17 protein-coding genes are annotated in these 19,322 nt (G+C 42.1%); 4 read left to right on the plus strand and 13 right to left on the minus strand.

What is annotated here, in order from left to right:
* The first annotated feature begins 18 nt into the window (after nucleotides 1-18).
* From QM738_RS01835 to QM738_RS01845, 3 genes are all read left to right on the plus strand, one after another.
* Nucleotides 19-1,767, plus strand: a complete 1,749-nt coding sequence (locus QM738_RS01835) for a GMC oxidoreductase (protein WP_462274973.1) — start codon at nucleotides 19-21, stop codon at nucleotides 1,765-1,767.
* A 104-nt stretch (nucleotides 1,768-1,871) separates the two neighbouring features.
* On the plus strand, nucleotides 1,872-2,282 hold the full coding sequence (locus QM738_RS01840) for an endonuclease domain-containing protein (protein WP_462274974.1): 411 nt from the start codon (nucleotides 1,872-1,874) through the stop codon (nucleotides 2,280-2,282).
* 36 nt (nucleotides 2,283-2,318) lie between these two features.
* On the plus strand, nucleotides 2,319-2,966 hold the full coding sequence (locus tag QM738_RS01845; protein WP_462274975.1) for a gluconate 2-dehydrogenase subunit 3 family protein: 648 nt from the start codon (nucleotides 2,319-2,321) through the stop codon (nucleotides 2,964-2,966).
* A 5-nt stretch (nucleotides 2,967-2,971) separates the two neighbouring features.
* Here QM738_RS01845 and QM738_RS01850 read toward each other — a convergent pair whose 3' ends face one another.
* From QM738_RS01850 to QM738_RS01870, 5 genes are all read right to left on the minus strand, one after another.
* Nucleotides 2,972-4,567, minus strand: a complete 1,596-nt coding sequence (locus QM738_RS01850; RefSeq protein WP_462274976.1) for a protein-disulfide reductase DsbD family protein — start codon at nucleotides 4,565-4,567, stop codon at nucleotides 2,972-2,974.
* A gap of 60 nt (nucleotides 4,568-4,627) precedes the next feature.
* Complete coding sequence (locus tag QM738_RS01855) at nucleotides 4,628-5,065, minus strand: protein-disulfide reductase DsbD domain-containing protein (RefSeq protein ID WP_462274977.1); 438 nt, start codon at nucleotides 5,063-5,065, stop codon at nucleotides 4,628-4,630.
* A gap of 80 nt (nucleotides 5,066-5,145) precedes the next feature.
* Nucleotides 5,146-5,817, minus strand: a complete 672-nt coding sequence (gene purQ / locus QM738_RS01860) for a phosphoribosylformylglycinamidine synthase subunit PurQ (protein WP_462274978.1) — start codon at nucleotides 5,815-5,817, stop codon at nucleotides 5,146-5,148.
* A gap of 183 nt (nucleotides 5,818-6,000) precedes the next feature.
* A complete protein-coding gene (locus QM738_RS01865) occupies nucleotides 6,001-6,981 on the minus strand; it encodes a DUF6427 family protein (protein ID WP_462274979.1) in 981 nt (326 codons plus the stop codon).
* A gap of 87 nt (nucleotides 6,982-7,068) precedes the next feature.
* Nucleotides 7,069-8,595 (minus strand): hypothetical protein, encoded by a 1,527-nt coding sequence (locus QM738_RS01870; RefSeq protein ID WP_462274980.1) that lies wholly within the window; start codon nucleotides 8,593-8,595, stop codon nucleotides 7,069-7,071.
* A 111-nt stretch (nucleotides 8,596-8,706) separates the two neighbouring features.
* On the opposite strand from QM738_RS01870, the gene QM738_RS01875 reads away from it, so the two are divergent.
* A complete protein-coding gene (locus QM738_RS01875) occupies nucleotides 8,707-9,621 on the plus strand; it encodes a TIGR01777 family oxidoreductase (protein WP_462274981.1) in 915 nt (304 codons plus the stop codon).
* Here the strand turns inward: QM738_RS01875 and QM738_RS01880 are convergent.
* The 8 genes from QM738_RS01880 to QM738_RS01915 form a co-directional block, all read right to left on the minus strand.
* Entirely contained in the window at nucleotides 9,618-10,424 is an 807-nt protein-coding gene (locus QM738_RS01880) for an ABC transporter permease (protein WP_462274982.1), read from the minus strand. The two genes, QM738_RS01875 and QM738_RS01880, sit on opposite strands and share 4 nt — an antisense overlap.
* A 23-nt stretch (nucleotides 10,425-10,447) precedes the next feature.
* A complete protein-coding gene (locus QM738_RS01885; protein WP_462274983.1) occupies nucleotides 10,448-11,371 on the minus strand; it encodes an ABC transporter ATP-binding protein in 924 nt (307 codons plus the stop codon).
* A gap of 78 nt (nucleotides 11,372-11,449) precedes the next feature.
* The gene (locus QM738_RS01890; protein WP_462274984.1) at nucleotides 11,450-12,103 is read right to left on the minus strand and encodes a peptidase M10; all 654 of its coding nucleotides are present in this window, start codon (nucleotides 12,101-12,103) and stop codon (nucleotides 11,450-11,452) included.
* A gap of 134 nt (nucleotides 12,104-12,237) precedes the next feature.
* Nucleotides 12,238-12,750 carry a transposase gene (locus tag QM738_RS01895; RefSeq protein ID WP_462274985.1) on the minus strand — a complete coding sequence of 171 codons (513 nt, stop codon included), beginning with the start codon at nucleotides 12,748-12,750 and terminating at the stop codon, nucleotides 12,238-12,240.
* A 265-nt stretch (nucleotides 12,751-13,015) separates the two neighbouring features.
* Nucleotides 13,016-15,166: a S9 family peptidase gene (locus tag QM738_RS01900; protein WP_462274986.1), complete on the minus strand. Its 2,151-nt coding sequence runs from the start codon at nucleotides 15,164-15,166 to the stop codon at nucleotides 13,016-13,018.
* 174 nt (nucleotides 15,167-15,340) lie between these two features.
* Entirely contained in the window at nucleotides 15,341-15,892 is a 552-nt protein-coding gene (locus QM738_RS01905; protein ID WP_462274987.1) for a transposase, read from the minus strand.
* A gap of 123 nt (nucleotides 15,893-16,015) precedes the next feature.
* The gene (locus tag QM738_RS01910; protein WP_462274988.1) at nucleotides 16,016-18,397 is read right to left on the minus strand and encodes a 3-hydroxyacyl-CoA dehydrogenase/enoyl-CoA hydratase family protein; all 2,382 of its coding nucleotides are present in this window, start codon (nucleotides 18,395-18,397) and stop codon (nucleotides 16,016-16,018) included.
* A 119-nt stretch (nucleotides 18,398-18,516) separates the two neighbouring features.
* Complete coding sequence (locus QM738_RS01915) at nucleotides 18,517-19,278, minus strand: hypothetical protein (protein ID WP_462274989.1); 762 nt, start codon at nucleotides 19,276-19,278, stop codon at nucleotides 18,517-18,519.
* Nucleotides 19,279-19,322: the final 44 nt, after the last annotated feature.

Raw genomic sequence — 19,322 nt, forward strand, 5'->3', positions numbered from 1 at the left:
TATAAAACCTTTTGCTGTATGGGAGATCTGCAAATTAAAAAGCAGCCGAAACAATATGATGTGGTGATCGTGGGTTCGGGCGCAGGCGGCGGTATGGCTGCTTATACTTTATCAAGAGCAGGATTGAAAGTGTGTGTTATTGAGGCCGGTTACATGTACGATCCTCAAAAAAATATTACGCAGTTAAAAAATCCCTGGGATAGTCCGCGGCGTGGTGCCAGCACCGTTATGCGCCCCTTTGGCGATTTTGATGCTTGCTATGGTGGCTGGAGCCTGGAAGGTGAACCATTTACAAAAGAAGAGGGTACCGACTGGATGTGGTGGCGTGCAAGAATGCTGGGTGGCCGCACCAATCACTGGGGCAGGATATCCTTGCGCTTTGGTCCCAAGGATTTTAAAAGAAGAAGTATTGATGGCCTCGGCGATGACTGGCCCATTGGTTACGAAGATGTAAAACCTTATTATGACAAGATAGATAAACTCATCGGCGTTTTTGGTACCAACGAAGGATTGGATAATGATCCGGATGGTATTTTTTTACCGCCGCCCAAACCACGTTTGCATGAACTCTTTATAAAAAATGCGGCGGTACAATCCGGTGTAAAAGTGATCCCTTCCCGCCTTTCTATTCTTACAAAACCTATTGAGAATGATGCGGAGCGTAAATCCTGTTTCTTTTGCGGGCAATGCGGCAGGAACTGCAGTATGGCCAAGGCTGATTTTTCTTCCACCAATGTTTTAATATATCCTGCTTTAAAAACGGGCAACCTGGATGTGGTGCCCAATGCCATGGCAAGAGAAGTGCTGACCAATAAAGAAGGGTTGGCAACCGGTGTGTCGTATGTAAGTAAAGACGACATGATGGAATACCAGGTAAATGGTAAAGTAGTGATACTGGCTGCCAGTGCCTGCGAAAGTGCAAGATTGTTATTAAACTCCAAATCGCAACGACACCCGAATGGTTTAGCCAACAGCAGTAATGTTGTAGGAAAATACCTGCACGATTCTACCGGCGCATCTGTAGATGGTGTATTGCCGGAATTGTTTGGCAGAAAAAAATACAATGAAGATGGTGTAGGTGGTTTGCACGTGTACTCGCCCTGGTGGCTGGATAATAAAAAACTGGATTTCCCGAGAGGCTATCATATTGAATACTGGGGCGGACAGGGACAGCCTGCCTATGGTTTTGGTTTTAATATCGAAAATAAAAATGGCCGTTTTTTAGTGAATGGCAAACAAAAAGAAGCGGGTGGTTACGGTGCTTCGCTGAAAGAAGATTACCGCTTTTTTTATGGCGCCGGTGTGGGCATGGCCGGTCGTGGTGAAGCCATACCAATGGAAAGTAATTATTGTGCCATTGACCCCAATACAGTAGATAGATATGGCATACCTGTTTTAAAGTTCAATGTAAAATGGAGCGACTATGAAATAAAACAGGCCAAGCACATGAAGGAAACGTTTAAAGAGATCATGCATAATATGGGTGCCGTGATCATGTCGGGCGGTGATGATGATGAAAAAAACAACTGGGGCCTTACCAAACCCGGCGAGATCATTCATGAAGGTGGTACGGTAAGAATGGGTAATGATCCTAAAAAGTCGGCATTGAATAAATACAGCCAGGCACATGATTGCAAGAATTTATTTTGTGTGGATGGCGGCCAGTTTGTAAGCCAGGCAGATAAAAATATTACGTGGACCATTTTGGCATTGAGCATGCGGGCTTCGGAATATATTATTGATGAATTGAAAAAGAACAATTTGTAACCCCCAACCCCCTAAAGGGGGCTTTAGGGTCACAATATTTTATACAACTTATATAAATCTTGAATAGAAAAATGTCATCGAAGAGCCCGTATAAGTCTGGAGGTATGTTTGAAGGAGCTTCGCATTTAATATTTGAGAATGCCAAACAGTTGCGTAAGAATATGACTGCGGCTGAAATTGTTTTATGGGTACATTTAAAAGCAGGAATTAATGGATTAAAATTCAGAAGACAACACCCGATCGGTTTATATGTTGCTGACTTTTATTGTCATAAAGTAAAAATGATAGTGGAACTGGATGGGTCAATTCACAATGAAATAACTGTAAAACAAAATGATGAAAGACGACAAAAGGAATTACAAAATTGGGGTTATAGTGTAATCAGGTTTCCAAATGAAGAAGTTTTGGCAACACCAGAAATTGTGATTGAGAAAATAACAAAGAAAATACTGGAATTAAACAATATTCAAAAACAAAATACTCCTGAAAAAGCGGGGTCTAAAAGCCCCCTTTAGGGGGTTGGGGGTTTAGTTATGGACAGAAGAAAATCCTTGAAACTTTTAGCTACCGGTGCCATTGCAGTTCCGGCGGTGATAGATGGCTGTACACCGGCAGATAAAAAAGTTGCTGCAGATAATGCAGAACCAAAATTCAACCTGGACAGGAATCCTGCCGAGCTGAAGCGGGAGAAGGAATTACTGGCGCAGGAAAAATTCTTTACGGCAGAAGAAATGGCTACCATTACGGTGTTGGGTGATATCATTATTCCTAAAGATGCGGTGAGCGGCAGCGCCAGCGATGCCAAAGTGCCCGATTTTATTGAATTCATTGTAAAGGATATGCCGAAACACCAACTGCCCCTGCGTGGCGGTTTACGTTGGCTGGATGTACAATGCCTGAACCGCTACGAAAAAGCTTTTAAGGATTGCACGCAGCAGCAACAACTGGAAATGGTTGACCTGATCGCCTACCCGAAAAAGGCGAAACCGGAAATGAGCCAGGGTGTACAGTTCTTTAATTTAATGCGCAACCTTACTGCCACCGGTTTTTACACTTCTGAAATGGGCGTGAAAGATATTGGCTACGCCGGCAACTCCCCTACACAATGGAACGGCGTGCCCGATGATGTATTGAAGCAATACAATATGGCTTATACAGAAAAAGAATTAAAGGAATGTGTGAGTTTTGATAAAAAATAATTGTCTTACGGGTATCTTTTTTTAAACTCCGTCTTTACATCTTCCAGTATTTTTTTAAATCGGTCGATACCAGGTTCGTAACCGCCTGCGTTCAGGATCACTTTTCCATCTTTATCTACAAATATATAAAGCGGTTGTGCGTTGGAGTTAGCAATAGTAGCTTCAAAGTCTAAATTCTTTGCACCCATTCTTTTGATAAGCGAGCCATCATTTTTGGATGTATATTGTTCGCTTTCCGGAAGATTGTATTTATCATCTACGTATAAAGAAGCCAGCACAAAATTATTCTTTAAATCATTCCTTATCTCATCCTGGTTCAGCACTTCACTTTCCATTTTACGGCAATTGGCGCAGCTATGACCGGTAAAATCGATCATTACAGGGCGGTTCAATTTTTTGGCGGCGTCCAATGCTTCATCATAATCAAAAAAGGCATCCACACCCAGTATCTCTGATTCCAGGAAATCGGTATATTTTTTGGGCTTTACCTGGCTTGCAGTTGTTATTGCGGTACTGTTTGTTGTAGTGGTATCGTTTGCATTTTGTACTGCTATCTTGTTCAGGTTAAAATCCTGTGTCTTGGTTTCCGGTATCCATGCGCTGATGCCTTTAAGTGGCGCTCCCCACAAACCGGGGATCATGTATACGGTGAACATTAAAGCTGCTATAGCAAAAAAGGTTCTTGTAACAGTTAAATAAGGATGGCCGTAATCATTTTTGGGCAGGTCATCATCATGACTGAATTTTAATTTACCCAATAAATAAAAACCCAGCAAGCCGAAGATAACGATCCATAATGAAAGGTATACTTCCCTATCGAGTATGCGCCAGTGATAAGCAAGATCGGCATTCGACAAAAATTTTAATGACAGTGCCAGTTCAAGAAATCCGAAAGACACTTTCATAGTATTGAGCCAGCCGCCAGATTTGGCTATTTTATTCAATAACCCCGGAAAGAGTGCAAAGAATGCAAATGGTAATGCGAGGGCGAGTGAAAAGCCCATGAATCCCAATGCCGGCGCCAGGCGTTGTTTTTCCTGCGATATCAATTTGGTAAGCCCGCTGATAAAAGGAACCGTACAGGAAAAGGAAACGATCACGAGCGTTAAAGCCATAAAGAAGATGCCGGAATAATTGCCGGTACCGGCTTTGCTGTCTACTTTATTGGCCCAGGAAGCAGGAAGATTTATTTCGAAGGCACCTAAAAATGAAATGCCAAAAATGAGAAAGAGTAAAAAAACAAAGATGTTAAAACCTGCACTACTGGATGCTTCGTACAGTGCATTGTCACCAAAGATCAAAGTGATGCCCACACCTATTACGGTGAATATACTAATGATGGAAAGCGAATAGAAAAGTGCATTCTTTAAGCCTTTTGCCCTGCTGGTGCTGCGCTTTAGAAAAAAACTAACCGTTACAGGTATCATTGCATAGATACAGGGTTGCAATGCTGCCAGGAAACCTACGCCGAGGCCTTTTAAAAAGATACCCCATAATGATTTCCCTGCCAGTTCGTTCACCACACCCGGCTTAGTTTGTGCAAATAATGAAATGCAGCCAAGCAGCAGCAGTGAAGTAAATAGTAAACGTTTAAATTTCATGATTCCTGATTAAAAAAAAGGATAACAATCGTTACCCTCCGTATTTTTTTGCAACCGTTTTTACAAACTTATTTCAAATGCAACTTCCTTTGGAGGCAGACACTGTTTGTCGTTGCACACTTCGTATTCGATACTACCAGCCACTTTTTTGGTGCCTGGTTTCACTTTTACGATCTGTATGAACTCTACTGTTGTTTCAAAATATTTCTGATTCACACCAAATGCTTTTTCAAAAACGGTTTTCATCGTGCCTTTTTCTTTGATCTTACCTACTTTTTCTACTGCAGTAAAATTAACAGCGGTGGGTTCTGCCCCGCCATCCGGGTTCTGAGTGGAATACAAATGCCATTTGGGATCGATCGTGGCTTTGATATGCAATTCGTATTGATTGCCGGTTGTTTTTTTAGCTGAATAACTCAGTTTTACCGGGTTCAGTATCTGGGCATTTACAGTAACCGCCGTTACCATTATAACCAGTGCAAAAAATATTTTCTTCATCTTTTTATTTTAAGATACAAAATTACAAATATATGGTTACCAATTACTTGCCAGCTATTTTATGGCCTGTCCTTTTAACATTAATTTATACCAAACAGGTGATTGAACACATTCTTCCCATCCTGGTTATTTAAAATGCTGCTGGTTGCCCTTTCGGGGTGTGGCATCATACCATATACATTTCTTTCGCGGTTACAGATTCCTGCTATGTTGTGAATGGCGCCATTTGGGTTGCTTTCTTTGGTTATTTTACCATTTTCATCACAATAGCGGTAAATGATCTGGCGGTGCATTTCCAGTTCTTCCAGTGTTTTTTCGTTGGCAAAATACCTTCCTTCGCCGTGCGCTACCGGAATTTTCAAAGCCTGGCAGCTTTCCGCAGCTGCTTCTTTCATGAATATATTCTTACAAACAAACTGTTGCTGGCTGTTGCGCAGCAATACACCCGGTAAAAGGCCGCTTTCGCATAATATCTGGAATCCGTTGCACACACCCAGCACTTTACCGCCTTTTTTGGCAAATTCTATCACGCTCTGCATCATGGGGCTGAAGCGGGCAATAGCGCCGCAACGCAGGTAATCGCCATAGCTGAAACCACCGGGCAGCACAATGCAATCATCTGTGGTGAACATGCCCAGGTCTTTGTCTTTATGCCATAGCTGTATCACTTCCTGCTGCATATCATGCTGCAGCGATTCCATCATATCCCTGTCGCAGTTGCTGCCGGGAAAAACTACAACGCCAAATTTCATGAATCAGAATTTTTTAGATGGCAAAGGTAAAACAAGTATGTGGGAATATCGAATGGAAGAATGTCGAATGTTGGAATATCGAATGTTGGAATATCGAATGTGTAAATATCGAATAGGGATGTGAATATTTTCTAACCTTCAGTTTTAAAAACATTCAATATCCGCCATTCGCACATTCGATATTTATTTCACGAAGTAGCTGATAGCGATCACAAACGCCACCATTACCCAATGCAGCACCAGCGGCACCAGTCTTTTATTGGGATAGAGGAAGGCGGCGCCCAAAAGGCTGGAAAGTGGTACGGCGCATAATATCCAGTACTCAAAAGTATGAGTAGCATTGATAAAGGGAATGAACACGGCCACCACCAGGTATAAGAACACAAGGTTCCAGCTTTTGCGGGCCTGTATCAGCTGCCGCCTGAAATTTTGCTGCACATAAAAAAAGCCAGCAATACTGGTGAGCAATACAATAAAAATGGCGGCATAGGCCCAGTTGGTCTGGTTGAATTTGGGGCTTGTCACTGCAATACCCGGGAACTTATAATTCTGCCATTTGTCCGTTAAAAAAAACCAGGATAACACAAAGTAATACGGTGTGATGATACCCACCAGCGCTATCAGCCATTCGGATAATTTAAAGGGGCGGATCAGCGCCAGGCCAAAAATAATAAGCGCTGCAAAAGCCAGCGATGGAAAATAAAAGAATGTGGCAATACCTATTGCGATACCGATGTTGAACAATGATCTTTTAGGGTTGGCGTCGTTGTACAGGCCGCTCATGCGTGCCCATACCCATATCAGCAGTGTGTTGATGATGAGCGGTGAAGAAAGCATATTCCATTCGGAGAATAAGGAGGTAACCAGCAGGTAACTCATGCCGGTAAGGTAATTGGGCTTTTGCATCAGCCGCAGTTCGTTCACCATCCTGTTAAACGAAATGGCCTGTGTGTATAATAAAACAAATGCAATAATGGCGTACAATACAGGAAACCCACCGGCAATGGGCTGCAGCCATTTTAAAAGCGCCCGGTATAAAAAGCCGTCTATCAACTGTTCCTTGGGCACCCTGGGGTACAGGAACATGGGCAGCTTAAGCAATATGCCATAAACCAGCAGCAGGAACGTATTATAAGGATTGTTGGCTTTAAAAGTGCCGGTCACAGCGCATTAATGATTAGTAATGAAAAATTTATTGCAAAGGTGGTTAATTATTGCAATGAATAAAAGTTTTTTTACGCTGCTGCGGTATTAAAAATCCACCTTGGCAAAACAGATATAGCTCCTGTACACGCAGGGGATGATGAGCTGGTTGGCCCCCACCTGTTTGCTGAGGCTGGGCATGAACTGGTAGCCTCTTTCCTGGCTTTTTAAGGTAGCGTAGCGGGTAAGTACACCAGATGGTGAGATGCTGCTGTTGGAAATGATCTGGTTCTTATTCTTATCATCGTTGAATAAAAAATGTATCTCGCCACCGCTGTTCATGGTAGAGAAGGATAAGAAGTTTTCATTATCATCATCAAACTGGTCCTTGTGTATCACACGGCTCCATTCCAGTGCGCCATTTTTATCCATGCTGAATATAACGATATTGGCATAGTAATAACGTACACTTTGATTATATCCATAACTGCTTAATGGCCGGTAATAGTTATAGTTATTAAAATAAGGGTTGTAATAATACGATGATGAATAAGGGCTGTAATAATAATTATTCAGGTAATCCCAGCGGTTCCAGGGGTTACCGCCGCTGCGGCCCTGCGATGAATAATCTTCTGCTGTAAGCAAAAAGCCGCCATCTTTTTTTACAAATACCTGCCGTATAAAAAAATCGTCCATTGCAAAACGCAGCTGGCCATTGGTCTTCGCTTCATCCCTTAATGAATCGCTGAAAACAGTGAACTGCTCTATGAATGGTTTTGCAGTGGCCCTGTCCCAAATATGAGTAAACATTCCTTCAATACTTCCCCGGTTCTTTTTGTAATAAAATGAATTGAGGATATAGCGTTTGTTGAGGTTATCGACCTTCAGTTTTACTTCGTCGATGTAGGAGTTCTTAAGATCTATTTCGTGGTAGGCGAAAGTATCCTGCGTGGCTTCTTTTATCACCAGGCTCAGGCTGTTGCTGTTATCCCTGTTGCCGTTCTTTCCATCACGGGTAAAAACGAGGTTACCATCGTTATCCAGTGTATAGTTGCTGTACGTATCCTTGCGGTCGTTGTAATCCAGTTCCCGCCTGCTCCTGTTAAGGGGGTTCAAACTACTATCGAGCAAGAGGGTTGCGATATTAAAGTGATCATTCTTTTTATTGATCTTGAACACCATGATCTTCTGCTTGTCTTCGCTGTGGATGGTGGTGTAGATCTTATTGTCTGCCATCATCGGTATCTGCGTGGTATCTATCTCTACCGGTTCCGATATTTTTTTGGCTTCCCCATCCATTCTTACCGCCATGCAGTGCAGGATATTTCTTTTTTGATACTGGTAGATCATGTAAAAGAATTTGGGATAGATCACAAAATCCACGTTAAAGGTCTTATCAGGGATAAAATCCAGTTTCACGGTTTCCTTTATTTTCATGTCATCGCCCAAGATGCTGATCTTGTGGCGCCATTTGATATTCTTGTACACCAGGAAATTGCCATTCATTTTACCGATGATCTCGAAATTGATATCCCGGTTATCCTCCTGGTCAAAATCTGAATACGTGATTTTTTGGCACAGGGCAGCAGCCGGCAACAGCAGCAACAACAGGAGGTTAAAAAGTATTCGGTTCATGTAGCGAAGGTCTTTATACTAAAATTACGATTTAAAAATCAATGGCACTAAATTACATTTACAGGATGAAGGGAGTGTTTGGATTACATAAAGCGTTAAATTTTTATAAAAATGGCATGTATTTTAATTACAGGCGGTACAGGACTGGTGGGTAAGGCGCTCACAGCTTTTTTAACCGGCAAGGGGCATGAAGTGATCATACTGACCAGGGATATTACCGGAAAAACAGCAGGTAATGGCGCCAGTTTTGCAAAATGGGATGTAAAAAAACAGGAGCTGGATATTGCGGCTTTGCAAAAGGCAGATCATATCATTCACCTGGCCGGGGCAGGGGTAATGGAAAAAAAATGGACGGAGGCTTATAAAAAAGAGATCGTCAGCAGCCGTGCCGACAGCGCCCGTTTACTGGTGAATAGTTTGCAACAAAATTCCAATAAAGTACGATCGGTAATAAGCGCCAGTGCAATTGGTTGGTACCAGCCAACAGGTACTGTGCATACAGAAGAAGAGCCTGCCGATACCAGCTTTTTAGGAGAGACCTGCCGGTTATGGGAAGAAAGCGTAGAACCGGTTACCGCCCTTGGAAAAAGGCTGGTAAAATTCAGGATCGGTATTGTGCTGAGTAAGCATGGCGGCGCATTAAAAGAATTTATGACACCATTGAAACTGGGTGTGGCTGCGATACTGGGCAATGGTAAACAAATGATCAGCTGGATACATATCACTGACCTTTGCCGTTTGTTTTTGTTTGCTATCGAAAATGAGAAAACAGGGGGCGCTTATAATGCTGCCGCACCTGCACCGGTGAATAATAAAACGCTCACACTGACGCTTGCAAAAAAAATGAAGCGATTCTATATCCCCGTACACGTACCGTCTTTTATTTTAAAAATAATGCTGGGTGGGCGCAGTATTGAAATTTTAAAAAGCACTGATGCCAGCTGTAAAAAAATTATGGATGCTGGTTTTGCTTTTGAGTTTAATACTATTGATGCTGCGGTGGAAGACCTGGTAAAACGCAACTAGGTTTTAAGGTCTGTTTTACGGAAATAATTAATGATCACCCAAAAATAGGCGCTGATATAAAGCACTGCTGCAATGATCAACGTGTAGTCTTCTACAGTTCGCCGTTCCATCATTTTTGGTTTAAAAGGATTGGGTACTAATGAATCTGCTGCTTCAAGTGGCATAAAATAACCCAGCTGGCTTCCTTTTAAAGTAAATATCAACCAAAGCACATTATCTACAATACATACAATAGCAAAGTAAATAATAATCGCAAGGCCGGTACGCTTTATTAAAATAGCTATTAAATAGGCCAGCATTAAATAAAGCGTTGCCATTAAAGCAAAATATCCCACAAAATATATACCTTCTAAGATATTAGTTTTGGTGGAAGAGAATATAACACCTACCAATAACCCACATAAGAAAACCAGTACGGTACTTACCAACACAAAAAATATAAGGATGGAAAATTTCGCTTTTAAAAAATCCATTCTGCTCCATCCGTCAATAATATTTTGGCGGTGTGTACGATATTGCACTTCATTTGTAATTAATAAAATAAAAAGCATTCCGAGCAATACAAAAAACAACCCGCCCATCCAGCTTGCCGAAAGCCAAACTTTAGGAAACACAAATGGAGATTCTATCATTCTCTTGAGCATTTCTTCTTCTATGCGACCAGAATTGGATAACGACTCCATATACTTACTGGCAGAGAAATAAAATGCAACCGGGAATAATATTATAAAGGCTAAAAACAGCACCCAAAAAGTACGGTAAGTTTTGATCTTAAGCCATTCTACTTTAAAAAGATTAAACATAATTTATTTTTAACTGAGTTAATTTATCGATCACTTTGTTTACCAGTAATTTCCAAAAATCTTGTTTCCAATGATTTCCTTTTTTCATTCAGGCGTTTTAACACAATGCCATTGTCAAAACAAAACTTATTTACCTGTGCAGCAGTAATCGTTTCGCTACAGATAACCTGCAAGTAATCCTCCGACAAATGCACGTCCTGCACACCACTCATCTGCCGCAAAATATTTGCTAATGAATCATTATTATCTGCACTTACTTCTATCAACACGGTAGAAGCGGTATCAGTACTTGCCGATCCGGTCATTATTTCTTTTACCGAACCCACCGTTTTTAAAACGCCTTTTTGAATGATGGCTACATGACTACAAACTTTTTCCACTTCATCCAGTATATGGCTGGCCATAATAATGGTCTTGCCTTTACGGTTCAATTCTTTTATCAGTTCACGTATCTCTGCAATACCTGCGGGATCAAGGCCATTGGTGGGTTCATCAAATACCAGCACTTCCGGATCACCCAGCAATGCTGATGCAATAGCCAGCCGCTGTTTCATTCCCAAAGAGTAAGTGCTGAATTTTGAAGTCCGGCGTTGGTACAGGTTCACGGTTTGTAATACTTTATCAATATCCTCTTCTCCCCTGCCTTTGATCCTTGCAGCGATCTTTAAATTATCTTCCGCACTCAGGTAATGATAAAAGTTGGGCGTTTCTAAAAGCGTACCTATTTTTTTTCTCACCGCAGCACTGCTTTGTTCGCCATTCCAGGAGTATGCACCGCTGCTGGCTTTCAACACATCCATTACAATACCCAGCAAGGTGGTTTTACCACTTCCGTTAGGACCCAGTATACCAAACACAGTTCCCGAAGGCACGGTAAAACTAACCTGTTGCAAAGCTTTTATGGCCCCGTAATTTTTGGATAGATTTTCTATTGTAAGAACAGACATGGCTGGTGATATTATTTAGGGATTGAAGTTAAGGGATTTTGTATTGCTGTAAAAAGCAGAATATTATCAATGGTAAATTTACGGCACTTGCTTCTCGTGCCATATAGATGAAAAACCACCCACTACTGCAAAACCATTCTTGTCAAAATCGAGTTTATGCAGTTTGAGGTCTGCAATATCCGCCGGTAAAACTTTTCGTTTATAGGGATTGAGTGTGCCGCCATTGGTTCCTGCGGGTACTTCGGGATAATATTGAAATTCCGGGTCAACCAATGTACCCCGCGGATACATGATGCCCGGTGTTCCGTTGCCACGTATATCCAATTCATTGGGATGATCCAGTCCAATGGTATGCCCAAATTCATGTGCCGCCGTGGTGGAATTATGTAAAAGGTTAGCGAGTTTAAAATAACCGGTATTACTGTTCAATCCATCTACAAAGGAAATATCTCCTGCGGCATATTCTTCTACCCGGAAATAATTATTGCGGGGATCGGTATTTTCATATACTGTTTCGGGCATTAAATAGGGCTCATATACGCCACTCATTTCAAAGTTTACATCATACCATTCTTTTTTTACCTGCACCCTGGCGCCTGGTTCGTTCCAGTAATGTGCAATATCAGCAGCAATAAATTTTGCGATCTCTTCATTTGCTGCATCGCCGTAAATAATAATCACGGCACGAATGACGAGTTGATTGGTTGCTTTGATAAGTTGTGCTTCTCCCATAGTTTACCGAAATTTTTTTTCGGTAGAATTTTAGTTTGCCGAAAATTCTTTTCGGCCTGAAAAAATCGAAATGAAATTTCGATACACTGATCGAAAAGAATTTTCGATACACGCCCAAAAGAATTTTCGGGGCATTAAAAACCCAGCTCCGGGTCAACATAAGTCCATTTCCATTCTTTCCAGTTTTTTATTAAACCGGCTTTTACCGGGTTATTGATCGTATAAAAAATGATCCGTTTAAATTCTCCTTCTTTTCTTACTATATGATCATAGCTTTCATGTGTCCAGAATTTTCCTATTCTTCTTAATACCTTATTACACTCCACTGCTGTATGCCGCTTATGCCTCTGCATTATCGTATACAATGGCGGCGCATCTTTTAATGTTGTTATCACCAAATGTACATGATTGGGCATAATGCAATAGCTCCACAATTTATACAACTTTCCGTCGCCAAAATGCAAAGATGCCGATACGATTGCAGCAATATCGTTATCCCTGAGCCAATAAGGCTTGTTAAAGTTTTTATCAAGATACGTATCCATTAAACCGAAGTGGCGCTTTTGTTCCTTGTATTTTTCTTCTTTCGTTATTGCTTTTTCCAGCCTTTGTCTTTTGATGGCATCCCATTCTTTCAGTTTAGTCATTGGTATGGAATCTGCTAACCGGTATGTGATGAAGAAGGTTTCTTCACGAGGTTGAATATGGGGTAGATTCCGGGTGTAAAATATTCTGTGTGTCGGCATTGGATATGCCGGTGGTTGCCCCGGCTTATTAATAAGATAAGCAAGGAGGGAGGAAGGTTGTATCGTGTGCCGAAAATTCTTTTCGGCTGCAAAAAATCGAAAAGAATTTTCGATACACTGATCGAAAAGGAATTTCGATGCACGGCCGAAAAGGAATTTCGGGGCACTACTTCAAATTATTTACAAAATAGTCCGTCACTTTCTGGTACAGGTGTGCACGATCTTTTCCTAATACATTATGCTCATGACCGGGATAGATCATATAATCCACCTGTACACCGGCATCTATACATGCTCTTACAAAATTCACGGAATGCTGCTGCACCACAACCGGGTCCTGCAGGCCATGAATCAGTAATAATTTATCTTTTAATTTACCGGCCTGTTTGATCAAATTGGTTGCTTCATATCCTTCAGGATTTTCCTGTGGTGTATCCATATACCTTTCACCGTACATGATCTCGTATAGTTTCCAGTCCATTACCGGCCCGCCTGCTACTGCTGCTTTAAACACACCGGGATGATGCAACACAAAATCAGTGGTCATAAATCCGCCATAGCTCCACCCAAACAAACCCATATTATTTTTATCTACAAATGATTGCGCAGTTAAATAATTAATGCCATCCATCAAATCTTCCATTTGTGCTTCTCCCGCCCTGCGGAAAATAGTTTGTTCAAATGCTTTGCCGCGGTTGTCGCTGCCCCTTGTATCCAATGTAAATACCACGTAACCTCTTTCTGCCATATACTGAAACCAATAATCACTTGCACCACCGTTCCATCCATTCAGTATCATTTGCGCATGCGGGCCTCCATACCAATACACGATCACAGGATATTTTTTGGTGGAATCAAAATTCACCGGTTTATACAGCCTGCAATACAGATCGGTGCCCGTGCTGTTTTTTATGGTGAAGATGCTCAGCTGTCCCAATGTATAATCTGCCAGTGGATTGGAGGCCTGTAATAATTGTTTAAACTTACCGGTTTTTAATTCTGTTAACTGTATCGTTCTTGGATTGGTGGTTGAAGCATACGCATCAATTACAGTTGTACCATCGCTGCTTACCTGTGTAACGTGAACCGCAGATGCCGTTGTTATCTTTTTTGATTGCCCGGTCTTTAAATTTACCTGGTAAAGGTTTTTGGTGATGGGTGATTCTTCTGTAGCAGTATAAAATAAATTCTCTCCTTTGGCATCAAATCCTTTTACTTCCAGTACTTCCCAGTTGCCTTTGGTTAATTGCTTCGCAAGTGTACCATCAGCATTGTACAGGTATAAATGGTTCCATCCATCGCGGTTACTTTGCCATATAAACTGGCCCGGGTTATTTTTTACAAATAACATGGGCACTAATGGCTCCACATATTTTTCATCTTTTTCTTCGAACAATGTTTTTGCAAGTTCGCCGGTAGTGGCATTGTACTGGTTCAATTGCATGTGATCCTGCGCCCTATTCAGTACAGCAATATATACCCATTTATCATCCGGGCTCCAGGCAATATTGGTAAGATACTGGTCGGCAGGAAAACCGGTCTTTATCCAGGTAGTGGAATTGATGACCGCATTATACACCCCTACCGTTACATGATGACTGTTGCCGCCTGCCATCGGGTATTTGATATTTTCATTTACAGCGGGATATTGGGTCCAGTCGATGATAGGATAATCGGTCACCATGCTCTGATCCATTTTATAATAGGCCAGCAGTTTGCCGTTGTTGCTCCAGAAAGTTCCTTTGCTGATACCAAACTCATCCCTGTGTACCGATTTCGCATACACGATATTTTTACTGCCGTCCTTCGTTACCTGCTTATTGCCATAAGCTGCAGAATTCACATACAGGTTATCATTATCTACATAAGCCACAAATCCTGCATTGCTTTCTTCTACAGCTGTTTTACCGGTGATGGTATTCTTTATTATTTCCCTGGTTTGATTAGTAACCGGGTTGAATGCGATCTTATTACCATTGACTGTAAATATCCATTCTGCGGATGCATTGAACTGGATGGCAGGCATTGTCTTCAGTTCGCCATAACCGGCATTCTTTATTTTTTCATTCAGTTGTTCCAGTGTAAGAAATGGAGCAGGGTCGGTTTTCATATTTCCCTTTACCCAGGTATCTTTTCCGTCGATCTTTTTCAGGTACACAAAATCAGTGGTGCCATATACAAACTGCAGTTGTTTCAGGTTTTCTGCTGCAAGTGTGGTACGGTTGTTTACCATGGCGTCTTCCATGGTAAGGAGTTTGTTTTGGGCAGATACAGTAATGCTGGCCAGTAACGCCAGCGAAAGGATTGTTTTTTTCATGCTGCAATATTAGGGGACAAATGTATTGAAAATTGTACTCGGTCTGACGCCCTCGTCTGACCGTGTAGTTGATCTGGCGGAAACGCCGGGTCCGGCGTTTGGCACATGGTCAGACGGGGGCGTCAGACCATATGCTTGTGACATGATCAGACGAGGGCGTCAGAATCATGTGCGTCAGATCATGCCGCAGACCTGCAATGCCAGTTGCTTATTGCATATCGAATTAGATCGTGATCCAGTATAGAACCGATAGGAAGACCATTTCCATTGTTCTGGTTGGGAAACCATTCCTGCGTCTACTGGGTTGTTATGGATATAATGAAATACGTTATTGTAATAATCCTGCCGGTTGATAAAACGATTATTCTGTTCTGCTTCATCATTCAGGCATACTGCTTTTGTTTTGGGACGAAATAATGCACCACTGCGGTTATTTTTAATATTGAATTCATGTGCATAGGTACTCAATGTTTTCCTGAAGCCATTGGTAACAGGATCTAATAATAAGCCACCCTGCTTTTTTAGTTCCAGGCACCTGCTATCGGCATAGATCATAAAATGAAAATGATTGTGCATGAGGCACCAGGCGAGTGTTTCGCAATGCGGCGACACATGATCTTTGTATAATTGTAAAAAATAAAGGAACTGAAAATCCTTTATGAATACATTTTGCTGGTTGTTGCCCTGGTTGTAAACATGGTAAACATTTTCGGGTAAGAACTTCATGGCTTAACTTTTTTGTTAAGGCTTTCATGAAGAGAAGGTTTAGATTTCCTGATCAGACGGGGCGTCAGATCAGGGAGTACACGGTCAGACGAGGGCGTCAGACCGTGTGGGCGTCAGACCGTGTTAATTCCTCAACGGCTTTCCACTTTTCAATACACTCTGTATCCTTTCCAATGTTTTTTTCTCGCCGGTTAAACTTAAAAAAGCTTCCCGTTCCAGGTCGAGTAAATATTGTTCGCTTACCAGTTGTTGTTCGCTCAGGTCGCCGCCACACATTACATAGGCCAGTTTTTTGGCTACGGTAACATCATGATCGGTGGCATAATTGGCACGCCACATACCATTGATGCCGGCATGCATAGCACCCAGTGCACTACGCCCTAAAACTTTGATATCATTGCGCTGCACAGGCATTACATACCCATCATCGTACAGCTCAATTACAGATTGTTTGGCTTCCGCAATACGGCGGCCCTGGTTAATACTTACCACATCCTTTCCTTCCCTGTAAATACCCAGGTCGAATGCTTCAAAAGCAGAGGTGCCTACTTTTGCTGTTGCGATGGTTAAAAAACGGTTTTGCAATGTTAAGGTATCCACTTCGCCATCATGCATTTCGTCAGCGGCCCGCAATACAAATTCTTTGGTGCCACCGCCGCCGGGTATCACGCCAATGCCTACTTCCACCAGGCCAGTATAGGTTTCTGCAGCCGGTATCACTTTATCTGCATGCAGGCAAATTTCGCAACCCCCACCCAATGCCAGTCCATGTGGTGCCAATACAACCGGTATACCGGAGTAGCGTACACGCATCATGGTACTCTGGAACATGCGGATGGCCATATCGATCTCATCATAATCCTGCTCAATGGCCAGCATGAATATCATGCCCACATTCGCACCGGCGCTGAAGTTGGCGCCATCATTAGCTATCACCAGTCCTTTATATTTCTCTTCTGCCAACGAGATCGACTTTTGTATCCCTTCCAGCACTTCGCCTCCAATGCTGCCCATTTTGGTATACCATTCCAGGCCAAGCACATCATCGCCTAAATGGTAAGTACGGCAGGCGCTGTTCTTCCAGATGGTTTGGTGTTCAAAATTCTTCATCACAATAAATGCATCACCACCAGGAATGGGTTTGTATGATTTACTACTAACGTCATAGCATAAACGCTTTCCGTTTTCCACTTTGTAAAAAGAAGTATTTCCGGCTGCCAGCATTTCTTCCACCCATGCTGCCACTTTATATCCAGCGGCTTTCATGGCTTCGGTGGTTTTAGCAACCCCAAGTGTATCCCAACTTTCAAATGCCCCTATCTCCCATCCAAAACCGGCCATCATACCATCATCCACACGGTACAGTTCATCACTGATCTCCGGTATACGGTGACTGATATACGAAAATAAATTATAGTGGAACTGGCGATAGAATTCTCCCGCCTTGTCGGTTCCTGCATACAATGCCTTCAATCGTGTTTTCAGATCATCGATAGGCTTGGCAGTTTCCAGTGTGGCGAATTTTGGTTTTTGCCTGGGTCCGTACTCGAGCGTTTGCAGGTTGAGTGTTAGTATTTCTTTTTCGCCGGTGCTGCTTTTTGTTTTCTTAAAAAATCCCTGGCCTGTTTTATCACCCAGCCAGTTATTTTCTATCATTTTATTGAGCCAGGTTGGTATTGCAAAGATTGCTTTCGCTTCATCACCAGGGCAATTATCTGCCACGCCTTTAGCCACTTTTACCAATGTATCTATACCCACCACATCTGCCGTTCTGAAGGTGGCTGATTTAGGACGACCGATCACAGGGCCCGTCAATGCTTCTATCTCATCGATATTCAGCTGCAGTTTTTCCATGGTATTCATAATGGCCATCATGCCAAATACACCAATGCGGTTGGCAATAAATGCAGGGGTGTCTTTACACAATACCGTGGTCTTACCCAGGTACAAATCGCCATAATGCATTAAAAAGTCCACCACTTCCGGATCGGTGAATGGTGTAGGTATTATTTCCAGTAACCTTAAATAACGGGGTGGATTGAAAAAGTGCGTACCACAGAAATGTTTTTTAAAATCGTCTGATCTGCCTTCGGCCATCATGTGAATGGGAATACCCGATGTATTGGAAGTGATCAGTGTTCCCGGCTTGCGGTATTTTTCCACTTCTGTAAAAACAGATTGCTTAATATCCAGCCTTTCCACCACCACTTCAATGATCCAGTCGCAACCTGCAATATCTTTCATGTTATCAGTAAAGTTGCCAGTCTTTATCTTTTTAACCACTTCTTTATTATATACCGGCGATGGATTGCTCTTAATAGCTGCAGCCAATGCATCGTTCACTATTTTATTTTTTTCAGCTGGCTTTGCATCTGCTGCAATATCTTTCGGCGCTATATCCAACAACAATACCTGTAAACCAATGCCTGCAAAATGGCAGGCAATACGGCTGCCCATTACACCACTACCCAATACCGCTACTTTTTTTATGATCCTTTTTTGCATATCGTTTTTTTTAAGCCCGGTGGGCTGTGAGGAAAAAATAGTTGTTTAGCTAACTATTTTTAAAAGTCGAAATTAAGTATTTATTATTTACAAAAAAATTAAAAGCGCGGGGAGGCATTTCAGGGGTAGAGTGCGATAAAAACTTCGGGTGTTTTTTGCACTTTTCTTTTATACCACCAGTTTACCAGGCTCCATTTATCGTTGGGCGACCATATCAGGATGGGATAATCAGGAAAATACCGGTGCAGGAAAGGATACTGGAAATAATAGCCGGATAGGGCGTCTACGGTGGAATTATTGATGACCGCCGCCAGCTCTGCCACCTGCTTTTTTATTGCGGCTTCATCAGCAAGATAAGGGTTGAAAAAGGGTGTGTAATAAGATGTATAGAACCCGTTATCGCCAAATGCTTTTAAAAGGTCGGCGCGGTTTGATTCCACCAGGATTTTATTTTGCAATTGGTATTTATCCCGCAGTAGCAGCAGCGTTGCCAGTGCAGCTGCCGCATTATTATCTTCCAGGTTCTTGAAATCCATCCAAATACTCGCTTTTAACCCACGGCTTTGATATACCGAAAGCAGTGTATCAAAATTGAGGCCGATAGAATTATCAGGATCATGATGCACATCAAATATCTTTTTTGCTGTATCGTAATAAAGATCCACTTCCACCCCCGGAGCTGCCACCGGTACTTTGTTCATTAATTCTTTTGTATCAATGGCTTTTATCCATTCTTTATTGGTGTTGATGAGTACTGCTTTATGAGGTGATTGCGTAACCGGTACCGGCGCATCAGGAAAATCCTTTGTCAGCATCACCCTTACCAGCCCCTTGTGCAGCAGCCCGTCTGTCAGCAGCAGCCCTGCAACAATCAGGGCCATTAACTTATATTTGTTTTTCAGAATCCAGGTCATGAATTTTTCTG

The organism is Ferruginibacter sp., assembly GCF_049840995.1.
Classification (GTDB): Bacteria; Bacteroidota; Bacteroidia; order Chitinophagales; family Chitinophagaceae; genus Ferruginibacter.